This window comes from Streptomyces sp. NPDC051217 (genome assembly GCF_044455465.1).
GTDB lineage: Bacteria > Actinomycetota > Actinomycetes > Streptomycetales > Streptomycetaceae > Streptomyces.
The window spans coordinates 60442-71500 of sequence record NZ_JBITEV010000007.1 but is presented as its reverse complement, the minus strand read 5'-3'; the positions used below and the strand labels follow the sequence as shown (position 1 = coordinate 71500).

6 protein-coding genes and 1 pseudogene are annotated in these 11059 nt (G+C 70.8%); 5 read left to right on the top strand and 2 right to left on the bottom strand.

Features of this window, described 5'->3' with window-relative positions; genetic code table 11:
* The first annotated feature begins 56 nt into the window (after positions 1 to 56).
* A complete protein-coding gene (locus tag ACIBBB_RS17815) occupies positions 57 to 953 on the top strand; it encodes a GNAT family N-acetyltransferase (protein ID WP_398982901.1) in 897 nt (298 codons plus the stop codon).
* Between the two features lie 9 nt (positions 954 to 962).
* On the opposite strand, the gene ACIBBB_RS17810 is transcribed toward ACIBBB_RS17815, so the two are convergent.
* On the bottom strand, positions 963 to 1889 hold the full coding sequence (locus ACIBBB_RS17810) for an RNA polymerase sigma-70 factor (RefSeq protein WP_398982899.1): 927 nt from the start codon (positions 1887 to 1889) through the stop codon (positions 963 to 965).
* 196 nt (positions 1890 to 2085) lie between these two features.
* Between ACIBBB_RS17810 and ACIBBB_RS17805 the strand changes: the two genes are divergently transcribed.
* On the top strand, positions 2086 to 2571 hold the full coding sequence (locus ACIBBB_RS17805; protein WP_398982897.1) for a carboxymuconolactone decarboxylase family protein: 486 nt from the start codon (positions 2086 to 2088) through the stop codon (positions 2569 to 2571).
* A gap of 73 nt (positions 2572 to 2644) precedes the next feature.
* On the opposite strand, the gene ACIBBB_RS17800 is transcribed toward ACIBBB_RS17805, so the two are convergent.
* A complete protein-coding gene (locus ACIBBB_RS17800) occupies positions 2645 to 4420 on the bottom strand; it encodes a hypothetical protein (protein WP_398982895.1) in 1776 nt (591 codons plus the stop codon).
* Positions 4421 to 5247: 827 nt separating this feature from the next.
* On the opposite strand from ACIBBB_RS17800, the pseudogene ACIBBB_RS17795 reads away from it, so the two are divergent.
* From ACIBBB_RS17795 to ACIBBB_RS17785, 3 genes and pseudogenes are all read left to right on the top strand, one after another.
* Positions 5248 to 5696: pseudogene (locus ACIBBB_RS17795) on the top strand (alpha-mannosidase); the annotation flags it as partial.
* A gap of 185 nt (positions 5697 to 5881) precedes the next feature.
* Positions 5882 to 7873 carry a DUF2264 domain-containing protein gene (locus tag ACIBBB_RS17790; RefSeq protein WP_398982893.1) on the top strand — a complete coding sequence of 664 codons (1992 nt, stop codon included), beginning with the start codon at positions 5882 to 5884 and terminating at the stop codon, positions 7871 to 7873.
* A complete protein-coding gene (locus ACIBBB_RS17785) occupies positions 7866 to 11006 on the top strand; it encodes an alpha-mannosidase (protein WP_398982891.1) in 3141 nt (1046 codons plus the stop codon). Before ACIBBB_RS17790 ends, ACIBBB_RS17785 begins: the two co-directional genes overlap by 8 nt.
* Positions 11007 to 11059: the final 53 nt, after the last annotated feature.

Genomic DNA, 11059 nt, shown 5'->3' with positions numbered 1-11059 from the left:
GACTCATTGAGCGAATTCTGCTGGATGGACCTGAGAACTCGGACTAGAGTCAGAGAATGGATGCGGCACAGATCGGACAGGTACGGCGGTTCAACCGCACCGTCACCGAGCGCGTGGGTGTGCTCCACGACCACTTCCTCGGCGGTGACCGGCCCATCGGCGCGGCCCGGCTGCTCTGGGAGATCGGCGAGGAGGGCCAGGACGTACGGCGGCTGCGTGAGCGCCTCGGGCTCGACTCCGGGTATGTCAGCCGGCTGCTCCGCTCCCTGGAGACCGACGGCCTGGTGACGGTGGAGCCGCAGCCACGCGACAGACGGGTGCGCACCGTGCGGCTCACCGACGCGGGGCGGGCGGAGCTCGCCGTACTCGACGGCCGGAGCGACGAACTGGCCGGTTCCCTGCTGGAACCGCTCAACACCGCCCAGCGGGCACGGCTGGTCGAGGCCATGGCCCAGGTCGACCGGTTGCTGACCGCCGCGACCGTCACGCTGGAGGCCGTCGACCCCGGCCACCCCGACGCCGAGCACTGCCTGCGGTCCTACTTCAGCGAGCTGCGGGAGCGGTTCGAGTCCGGCTTCGACCCCGCACGGAGCCTGCTGCCCGACGCGGGTGAACTCCGGCCGCCGCACGGCCTGTTCCTGGTCGCCCGACTGCACGGCGAGCCCGTCGGCTGCGCGGGTCTGAAGCTGCCGGCGGGCGCCTCGGCCGAGATCAAGCGCATGTGGGTGGCGCCCGGGGCTCGGGGCCTCGGCCTCGGCCGCCGGTTCCTCGCCGAACTGGAAGCGCGGGCCGCACAGCACGGCCGCGATCTACTGCGCCTCGACACCAACAGGGCGCTGAGCGCGGCGATCGGCCTGTACCACTCCTGCGGCTTCGAGGAGGTCGCCGCCTTCAACGACGAGCCGTACGCCCACCACTGGTTCGAGAAGCGGATCGCGGGACCGCCGACGTGAGCGCCCGGCTCAGCGGCTCACCGCGGTCTCGCGTCCGACGCGTGACAGTTTCTCGGGGTTGCGTACGGCGTAGAGCCCGGTGATGAGGCCCTCGTCGATGTGCACGGCCAGGACGGTGTCGATCTCGTCGCCCAGCCGCAGAATGAGCGCCGGGTAGCCGTTGACCTGCGCCGGCCGGAGCACGACCCCGGCGTCGAGCCTGCCCAGCACGTGAGCCACCCGGTCGGCGCCCACCACGGGCGCCAGCGCGGCTTGTACGATTCCGCCGCCGTCGGTCAGCAGGACGATGTCCGGCGCGATCATGTCGAGCAGGCGCCGCAGATCGCCCGTCTCGATCGCCTGCTGGAAGGCCGCGAGCGCGCCGCGCGTCTCGGCCGGAGAGACGGTCTCGCGCGGCCGGCGTGCCGCGACGTGGGCGCGCGCCCTGTGCGCGATCTGACGGACGGCGACCGGGCTCTTGTCGACGGCTTCGGCGATCTCGTCGTAGTCGATGTCGAACACCTCGCGCAGCACGAACACCGCCCGTTCGGTCGGCGCGAGCGTCTCGAGGACCAGCAGCATCGCCATCGAGACGCTGTCGGCCAGCTCGACGTCCTCGGCCACGTCGGGCGTGGTCAGCAGCGGCTCGGGCAGCCAGGGGCCGACGTACGACTCCTTGCGCCGCCGGAGCGTACGCAGCCGGGTCAGGGCCTGGCGCGTGGTGATCCGGACCAGGTACGCGCGCTTCTCCCGGACCGCGTCGAAGTCGACGTCCGCCCAGCGCAGCCACGTCTCCTGAAGGACGTCCTCGGCATCGGCGGCCGAGCCGAGCATCTCGTAGGCGACGGTGAACAGCAGATTGCGGTGGGTGACGAACGCCTCGGTCGCCGGGTCCACGCTGTCCTCACGCGTGAGGTGTCCGGCCGTGCCGGTCGTCCGGTCGCTGCGCTTGTCCATAGTCGGCTCCCGCCTGCTCGCTCTGGGCCGTGTCACGCACAAGACGCCACCCCCGACCGTCTTGTGACACCCAGGACCGGTGGCCTACGTCACATCGCCAGGCTGTCACAGGGACCGGGAGGGCGGCATCTCGTGTTCGCCGGACGCCGGGCGGACGAGCCGCCCGGCACCTGGCCCCACCAGTGAGGACGCAGTCATGGAACCCCGTATGAACCTGTTCGCCGGCGAGACCGGCACCAAGATCGGCAAGCGCATCCACGCCGTCAGCCAGGTGATCCACGAGTCGACGCTGCCGAACGCCGTCCAGGAGCTGGTGCAGCTGCGCGTCAGCCAGATCAACGGCTGCGGTTTCTGCGTCGACATCCACGCCAAGGACGCCGCTGCCGCGGGCGAGCTCCCGGTCCGGCTGAACCTGGTCGCCGCCTGGCGCCACTCCACCGTGTTCACCGAGGCCGAGCGCGCGGCGCTGGCGCTCGCCGAGGAAGGCACCCGCATCGCCGGCGCCTTCCAGGGCGTGTCCGACGACACCTGGGCCCAGGTGGTCAGGCACTACGAGGAAGACCAGGTCATCGCATTGGTCTCGCTGATCGCCATGATCAACGCGACGAACCGCCTCGGCGTGATCCTCAACAACCAGGGCGGTTCGTACGCGCCCGGAAACCTCGCCACCGTCGCTAGCTGATCGCCGTACGCGTCACGGCCCGGCCCCGGATCATTCGGTCCGGGGCCGGGCCGTGCGGTGGGACGGACGGCAGTCAGCCGGTGATCTTGAACGTGGACGCCGAGTCATTGCGGGTCGCGACCTGACCCGGACGCAGATTCTGCACGGTGTTGCCCGTGAAGGACCCGGTGCCGGTGACTCCCGAGTTGATCCAGATCCCGTGGTTCGCCGGACCGTCGATCGTGTTGTTCCTCAGGACCGCGTTGACGCGGTACCGGTCGATGAAGAGGCCCGCGCGGAGGGCACCGCGCATGACGTTGTCGGTCAGGGTGGCGTTCGTGTACGCGTCCGGATACAGCGAGGTGGTGGAGGGGGAGCCGATCCGCACACCGTGACGGACGCCGTTCCAGCCACCGCCGCCGAGCAGGACGTTGCCGCTGACCGTCGCGGACTCCAAGGGGTGCCCGGTATCGCCGAACACGCTGATGTCCAGGGCGCTGTTGGACGACACGCTGTTCACCAGGTTGTTCTTCATCTCGATGTTCCGCCCGCCGGCGATCCGGAGGCCGTTGGCCCACCAGGGCGCGATCGCGGTGTTGTTGAGGATCTTGGCACCGCTCAGCTGGCCGTTGGTCCCGGCGGGTCCGGCGTCGGAGTACACCGCGAACGAGTCGTCGCCGGTACCCCGGGCGAAGTTGTTCTGGACGGTGATGTTGAGGCCGAGTTTGTCAGGGTTCTTCGTGTTGCCGTTGTTGATGTTGAACCCGTCGCCGTAGGTGTCCGCGGTCCGGCTGTTACGGATGGTGCCGCCGGTGCCCGACAGCCAGTTGGCGTCGATGTGCCGCGTCCAGATCCGGTCGACCTGCCAGCCACCGGCACCGCTGGCGTTGACTCCGTAGTCCGAACCTCCGGTGCCGCCGATTCCCCGCCAGATGGCGTTCGTGTCGATCTGGAGATCGGTGACCGTGCTGCCCGAGCCCACCAGGATCTGCGAGCGCCATGAGTTGGCCGGCAGCGGAACCTTCCGGTAGAGCGTCGTGTGCCACATACCGGCTCCCTGCACCTTTACGCCGGTGAAGTCGAGCGGCTTGGAGGCCAGGCTGTTCGTCAGATACTTGCCCTTCGGGATCCACACCGACTTTCCCTGCTGCCGGGCGGCGTTCACCGTGTCCTGGATGGCGACCGTCGAATCCTTCGAGAAGTTCGGATCCGCGCCCTGGCTCACGACGGAGAGGGAGTCGGCCGGTTGGGCCAGTGCGGCCCCGACGTTCTCCAGATCGACGGAGTCGATGTCGTAGAAGGCCGCCGTGTTGGCGGTGTCCTTCTTGAGTGTGATGGTGCTGCCCGCGGCGATGGGCGCACCCGTGACCCAGACGGGGAACTCGTTGTAGAAGTGGTAGGCCTGCCCGCCCGCGTGGGGTTCGTCCGGGTTCGTGGTCGCGTTGCGATAGTTCCACGCCTGCTGTGAGCTCAGCGTGATCGCCTGCCGGAACGTACCGTTCACGTACAAGTTCAGCGACGCGGTGATGCCGCCGCCATTGGCCGCGTCGGGAATCGCGGCGCGGACCACGAGGGTGTTGGCGTTCTTGCCGGTGCTGTTGGGCAGCGTCACCGACTCACCGGCGGCGTTCAGTTCGACGAACGAGTAGCCCGAGGCTTCGCTTTCCAGAGATGCCTTGGTCGGCGCCGGGTCTCCCGGCTTGATGGAGCGAACTGCCGCGCCGCCGTCGAGTTCTCCTGACTCGGCCTCGACCGTCATGAAGGGCGTGGTGGCACCGGCCGCGGCGACCGCCTTGGCGCCGGCCCCCGTCACCACCTCGGCGTGACCTTCTTGGGCGCCGGGGAAGAAGAAGGCTCCGGCGGCCAGCATCGCCGTGCCGGAAAGCCACGTTGAGACTCGTCGGACTCTTCGGTGCATGTGTCACCTCTTGATCGGATTGAACGCAGGGCGGGGTCAACGAGCTACGAGCAGGTGCTCGCCCAAGGCGCTCGGTCCGAACGTCGCTGGCGAAGGTGCCGAAGTCGCCCGCCGCACCAGGTCATGGGACGTCTGGACACGCAGGTCACGCCGGGCACCCTGATCGGAGGTGGGGAGAGTGGGGGCAGGTGTGGCTGACGGCGTGGGCGTGCCGTCATGTAAATCCATCGAGTTGGGTTAGTCAATACGTTTGACGGCCTGAACGGGGCCGCAGGGAACGGCGCTTGGGCAGCCGCTCAGATTCCGTGGCGAGTTGCTCGTGGCTGGCCGCAACGGGTCTCGCGTCGACCGCCGCTTGTCCGGCTTCGCCGTGAAGCGAGGCCCACCACGCTGTTTCTCTCCGGGTTCGTCCAACATATTGACAAACTTCCGCACCCCTTCATACGTTCGCATGGCAGCCAGTTCAACACCGTCCCGCCGAGGGCAACCGCCTTGCCCCGGCCTGCTGGACGACCTCACCCAAGCCGACCGCCGCACTCTCCCCGTGCGGCGCCGATGGGAGCGTGCAACCACCTTGAGCAGCGACAAGGAGCGGGGATTCAGGTCCTCGACACCACGCTCACCCTCATGGACGCCGCGGATCAGGGCCGCGGACCACCGGTGACCAGCACCTGCGAGCCCCCCGCCCCGGGGCCGGGCCCGATCGCTGACCGGCACTCCGCCGCAGCGCACCACGCTCGGCTGCCCGCATTCGCTCGCAGCAACAGGAGACCCCCTTCATGCACGACGACCGGAAGCTGGTCGAAGCACGTCTGGAACGCGTCCTCAGGGAACGAATCCGTCCGGCCGTCCACCCCGTCACGACACCCCTGGCCGTGGAGATCTGGTCCACCGCGGGCGGGCCCGTCCCCGTGGCCGAAGGGCTGGCGGCACCGACCGCCCCCATCGCCCCCATCGCCCCCGGCGTTCCGTGGGCCTGCCGTGGGGCACCAACTGGTTCAAGGTCACCGGCACCGTCCCCACCGAGTGGTCGGGCCGTACCGCCGAGGCCGTACTCGACCTCGGATTCACCCCGCGGACCCCGGGTTTCCAGTGCGAGGGCCTCGTCCACCTGCCCGACGGCACCCCCGTCAAGGGGCTCCACCCGCGTAACGCGTACGTCCGCGTCGGCTCACCGGTGACCGGCGGGGAGCAGGTCCACTGGCGCGTCGAGGCCGCGTCCAACCCCGATCTCGACGCGACCGACGCCAAGATGTCCAAGCTCCTCCGGACGGCCCTCGACGACACCCGCAAGGGCATCACGCAGGGCCGCGTCCCCCTCAGTGAGTGGGACGACGCCATCAAGAACTGGCGCAAGGAGGCCGGCGACCAGATACGCGCCGAGTACGAAGAGGCATGGGAGACCCGCACCTCATGACACGAACCCCCGCCGAGGACCGCGCCCACTGGGAGCGGACGGCGGACCGGCTGCTGCTCGCCGTCCGGCCGTACGCCACCGGCGAGCACGCACTGATCCAGCTGCCCGGCACCCCGAGCCGCAGCGGCGTACGCAGCGACGGCCTGGAGGGCTTCGCCCGCACGTTCCTCCTGGCCGGCTTCCGGCTGGCGGGAGCGGGCGGAGCCGACCCGCACGATCTCGCCGGGTGGTACGCGGCGGGCCTTGCCGCCGGCACCGACCCGGACAGCCCGGAACGCTGGCCCACCTTGGCCGAGTGCGACCAGGCCAAGGTCGAAGCCGCCTCCATCGCGCTCGCGCTGCACGAGACGCGGCCCTGGATCTGGGACCGCCTCGACGACGAGGTCAGGAGCCGGGTCCTCGACTGGCTCGCCCCGATGGTCGGCGAGCCGATGCCCGGCAACAACTGGATCTGGTTCCAGGGCGTCACCGAGGCGTTCGCCCGCACCGCCGGGGGGCGGTGGCGGCAACAGGACCTCGACCGCGTGATCGCGCTGACCGACGGCTGGAACGCGGGCGACGGCTGGTACTCCGACGGGCTCACCGGCGGCGAACACCGCAACTTCGACCACTACAACGGCTGGGCCATGCATCTGTACCCACTGTGGTTCTGTCGCATCCTCGGCGACGCCGCGCCCAGCGGGCTCCTCGACCGCTACCGGGACCGGCTGCGCCGCTTCCTGGCCGACCAGCGGCTCCTGGTCGGGGCCAACGGCTCGCCGCTCGTACAGGGGCGCTCCCTCACCTACCGGCACGCCGCACTCGCCCCGGTATGGACCGGCGCCCTGTTCGACGCCACACCCCTGGCGCCGGGGGAGACCCGGGGGCTCGCCAACCGCATGCTCGGCCACTTCACCGCCCACGGCGCCACCGACGCCGAGGGCCTGCTCACCCTCGGCTGGCACCGGCCGTACCGAGGCATCCTCCAGGTCTACTCGGGGCCCGCCTCCCCGTACTGGGCGAGCAAGGGGTTCATCGGCCTCGCACTGCCGCCCCAGCACCCGGTCTGGACCGAGAAGGAGCAGCAACTCGGCGTCGAACGGGGCGACTTCACCCGTACGCTGACCGCGCCCGGCTGGCTCGTCTCCGGCACCGCGTCCGACGGTGTCGTACGCGTCGTCAACCACGGCGGCGACCACGCGGACCCGGCCCGGCCGCACGCGGACGACCCCTGCTACGCACGGTTCGCCTACTCGACGCACACCGCACCCGAGACCCCCGGCGACCCCACCGCGGGACCGGGTGCCTGCGCCGACGCCGACCCGCTCGACAACGCGGTCGTCCTGCTCGACGCGGCGGGACGCGCCTCCCACCGGCGGCCGTCGACCAGGATCTCCGTGGACGGTGCCACCGCCGTCTCGCGTTCCCGCGCGCACTGGCCCGAAGACGCGACATGGGACCCGTTCGGCGGTCCCGAAACCCGCTGCACGCTCGGACCCTGGATCACCGTCGGCTCCGCGTTGCGGGGGTCGGTCGAGGTACGGGCCGTGCGCGTCGACGGTGACCCCGGGGCCGGGCATGTGCTGCGTATCGGCGGCTGGGCCCTCGCGGTGGATCCGCGGTCCGCACCCGAGCCCGGTGCGGTCGGAGGTGAGAGCGCCCGGGTCGAGGGCGCGGAGGGACTGGTCTCCGTCGTCGTCGGCGCGCACCTGCTGCCCCGCCCCTCCGTCGTGGCCGGCACCGACAGCAATGCCATCGGCGCCGCCTCCGCCACCCCCGTCGTCCGGACCGAAGGCCACGTCGCGCACGGCGCCGCCCACATCGCCCTCGTCCACCTCGGCGGCGCCGACCCCGCCGCCCTGCCCCGGGTCACCACCCGCGCCGACGACACCACCCTGCTCATCGACGTGACCTGGCCGGACGGCGCACACGACACCGTCCGGCTCCCCGCTCCCGACCCCGAGCACCACGACGCGTACGGCCTTCGGAAGGACCAGCACCGTGCATGACGACCGCCGGATCATCGAGACCCGGATCCGAAAGCTCCTCGACCGGGTGATCCGCCCCGCGCTCCACAGCGCGGCGCGCCCCCTGTCCCTGAGCGCCTGGCACGTCGACGGCGAACCTGTCCCCGTGGCCGACGCCCTGCGCGCCGACTACGAGCCCTTCACGCTCGGCTCCACCTGGGGAGGACCCTGGGCGACCACCTGGATGCGGGCGAGCGCCGACATACCCCAGGAGTGGTCGGGCCGCCGCGTCGAGGCCGTCTTCGACCTCGGGTTCGATCTGACGAAGGGGCCCGGCGGCCAGGCGGAGGGCCTGGTCCACGACGCTCGGGGCGCCCCGCTCCAGGGTCTGCACCCCTACAGCCGTACCGTGCTGCTCGCCGATGCCGCCACCGGCGGCGACCGGGTCGACCTGCTGATCGAACTGGCCGCCAACCCGCCCATCGTCGCCAGCGCCGGCCTGCACCTCCACCACGGTTCGTTCGAGACCGCGGGCACCGAGCACATCTACCGGCTCGGACAGGCCGAGATCGCGGTGCGCGAGGACGACGTATGGCACCTCATCCACGACATCGAGGTGCTCGACGAACTGATGCGCGAGCTGCCTGTCGGCTCCTCGCGGCGCCACGAGATCCTCTACGCCCTGCGCCGCGCCGCGGACGCGGTCGTCCCGGGCGACGTGGCGAACACCGCGGCCGAGGCCCGGAGCCGGCTCGCCGATGTGCTGTCCCGGCCCGCGCACGCCTCGGCGCACACGGTCGCCGCGGTCGGCCACGCGCATATCGACTCGGCCTGGCTGTGGCCGGTCCGGGAGACCGTGCGCAAGTGCGCGCGTACGTTCACCAACATGACCACGCTGGCGCAGGAGTACCCCGAGCTGGTCTTCGCCTGCTCCTCGGCGCAGCAGTACGCGTGGATGAAGGAACAGCGCCCGGAGATCTTCGCCCGGATGAAGAAGGCGGCGGCCGACGGCAATTGGGCCCCGGTCGGCGGCATGTGGGTCGAGGCCGACGGCAATCTGCCCGGCGGTGAGGCACTGGCCCGCCAACTCGTCCACGGACGGCGTTTCTTCGCCGAGGAGTTCGGCGTCGAGCAGCGGGGCGTGTGGCTGCCCGACTCGTTCGGCTACACCGCCGCGTACCCCCAACTCGCCAAGTTGGCGGGCGCCGAGTGGTTCCTCACCCAGAAGCTCTCCTGGAACGAGACGAACAAGCTGCCGCACCACACCTTCGACTGGGAGGGCATCGACGGCACGCGGATCTTCACCCACTTCCCGCCCGTCGACAGCTACAACGCCTCCCTCACCGCACGCGAACTCGCCCACGCCGAGAGCAACTTCGCGGAGAAGGGGCTGGCCACCCGCTCGCTCGTCCCCTTCGGTCACGGCGACGGCGGCGGCGGTCCCACGCGCTCGATGATGGAGAGGGCCCGCCGTCTGCGTGACCTCGAAGGCTCGCCCAAGGTCGTCGTCGAGGCGCCCGACACGTTTTTCGCGAAGGCCCGCGCCGAACGCGACCAACTCCCCGTGTGGCGGGGGGAGTTGTATCTGGAGAATCATCGCGGCACCTACACCAGCCAGGCCCGCACCAAGCGCGGCAACCGGCGCGGCGAAGCGCTGCTGCGTGAGGCCGAACTCTGGGCCGCCACCGCCGCCGTCCGGGCCGGCGCGTCCTACCCGTACGAGCGTCTGGAATCGCTGTGGCGGCGTGTTCTGCTCAACCAGTTCCACGACATCCTGCCTGGCTCGTCCATCGCCTGGGTGCACCAGCAGGCCGAGCGTGAGTACGCGGAGATCCACGCCGAACTGGAGATCCTGATCGCCGACGCGGCCGGCCATCTGCCCGGAGGCCCCGCGCTCCTCAACGCAGGACCGTACGCACGCCGCGAGGTCGCCGTCGTCGCCGACGCCGGGTTCACCGGCGGGCAGCGCCTGTCGGACGGCCGTACGGCGGTCCTCGCCGAGGTCGCCCCCCTCGCCTCCGGCGGCCTCGCGGACGCTCCCCGGGCAGCTGTCACCGCCACGGCACAGGACGGCGGTTTCGTCCTCGGCAACGGTGTGCTGACCGTCGTCGTGGACCGGCGCGGCCTGCTCACCTCCGTCCACGACCACACCGCCGGGCGGGAGGCGATCGCTCCCGGCGCCGCGGGCAACCTCCTTCAGCTCCACCCCGACGACCCCAACCTGTGGTCGGCGTGGAACATCGACTCGTACTACCGCGACACCGTGCGCGACCTGGCCGAGGCCGAGTCGGTGACGCTCGTGGACGAAGGACCACTGCTGGCGTCGGTCCGGGTCGAGCGCCGTCACGGATCCTCCCGGTTCGTCCAGCACATCGAGATCGCCGCCGAGAGCCGGCAGGTGACCGTCCGCAACGACATCGACTGGCAGGAGCGGGACACCGTACTGAAGGCGGCATGGCCGCTGGACGTACACGCCGAACGGGAGAGCGCGGAGATCCAGTTCGGCCATGTGCAGCGGCCCACACACGAGAACACGAGCTGGGACGCGGCCCGCTTCGAGCTGTGGGCGCACCGCTGGGTGCACGTCGGCGAGCGGCACTGGGGCGCCGCCCTGCTCAACGACTCCACCTACGGGCACGACGTCCGCCGCGACACCCGGGCGAACGGCGGCACCACCACGACGGTGCGCCTCTCCCTGCTCCGGTCCCCCCACAGCCCCGATCCGGGGGCCGACCGCGGCAGGCACAGCTTCAGCTACGCGCTGCTGGCCGGGGCCGGGATCGAGGAGGCGATCGCCGGAGGCTACGCGCTGAACCTGCCCCTGCGGCCGGCCCCGGCGCTGGCGCGGGCCCTGGTCGAGGTCGACACCACGGATGTGGTCGTGGAGTCGGTGAAGCTCGCGGACGACCGCGGCGGCGACATCGTCGTACGACTGTACGAAGCGTGCGGCGGAGCGGTCTCGGCGCGTCTGTCCGCGGGCTTCCCCCTCGCCGCCGCGCACGACTGCGACCTGCTGGAGCGGCCGTATCAGGAGCCGGCCCAGCCGGATCAGGAGCGGGCGCGTGTGGCGGGCGAAGTATCCGTGGACCTCGGCTTCCGGCCCTTCCAGATCCGCACCCTGCGTCTGCGCCCCGCCGTGGAACAGAGCAAATCGCCTGATTCGTCGGGGGGTTGAGCACGACCCGTCGGGCGCACCGCCCGCGTCGTACCATTTCCCATTGATCTGTT

Excerpts from the sequence above, each read along its gene's own strand:
- ACIBBB_RS17810 (WP_398982899.1), bottom strand. The coding sequence starts at position 1,889 with ATGGACAAGCGCAGCGACCGGACGACCGGCACGGCCGGACACCTCACG.
- ACIBBB_RS17815 (WP_398982901.1), top strand. The coding sequence starts at position 57 with ATGGATGCGGCACAGATCGGACAGGTACGGCGGTTCAACCGCACCGTC.
- ACIBBB_RS17800 (WP_398982895.1), bottom strand. The coding sequence starts at position 4,420 with ATGCTGGCCGCCGGAGCCTTCTTCTTCCCCGGCGCCCAAGAAGGTCAC.
- ACIBBB_RS17805 (WP_398982897.1), top strand. The coding sequence starts at position 2,086 with ATGGAACCCCGTATGAACCTGTTCGCCGGCGAGACCGGCACCAAGATC.
- ACIBBB_RS17790 (WP_398982893.1), top strand. The coding sequence starts at position 5,882 with ATGACACGAACCCCCGCCGAGGACCGCGCCCACTGGGAGCGGACGGCG.